Source organism: Shewanella sp. MBTL60-007 (assembly GCF_019654915.1).
Taxonomy (GTDB): domain Bacteria; phylum Pseudomonadota; class Gammaproteobacteria; order Enterobacterales; family Shewanellaceae; genus Shewanella.
Map to the genome: position 1 here is coordinate 1 of NZ_BPET01000176.1, position 581 is coordinate 581.

A 581-nucleotide genomic window follows, 5' to 3' on the forward strand; every position below is an offset into this window, starting at 1 on the left:
CTAGTAATCATATTATCTACCAATGCATCCACTAATGCTTTTGAATTACTAACATAAGCAACATTAACGCCCTCAATTACTACTTCACTAAGCAAGTTATTTTTATTCAACCATTTTGTTCTAAATTCTGATGCCATAAACCTTGACCAAAACTGGCGTCTTATTCTTACTCTCTTTTTTACCGTATCATTAAGCAACTTTAGGTTAAATATTTTATCTTCATACCAATCTTTTATCGGCCAACGTTCATCTAAAATATCCTCGGCGACATGAACCATAGTAAGAGTTTTCGACGCTTTCGTTCCTAACAGTAGGATCTTAGCATTATTCTCAGCACAAAAGTGCCAAGCGGAGCCTACGCCATGAGCCAAATCTATATTTAAATTTTGCTCAAACATTGCTTCAGCTTTAGGGCCTTGCGCTGCTAATGCATTTTCTGGAAATGGACTACGGATTACCCCATCCATTCTCAAAAACATTGCTGGTAACATTCCTGTACTACATACTTTCCGTTTTAAATCAATATCTACTTCTTTTGATTCACGGTTTTCATTTTTTATATAAAAAGCAGGGAAAACTAA

At 35.3% G+C, this 581-nt stretch carries 1 protein-coding gene; it reads right to left on the reverse strand.

What is annotated here, in order from left to right; translation table 11 throughout:
* Positions 1-581 (reverse strand): AAC(3) family N-acetyltransferase (locus K5Q92_RS23915; RefSeq protein WP_220771265.1); only part of this gene is annotated, 581 nt, incomplete at both ends.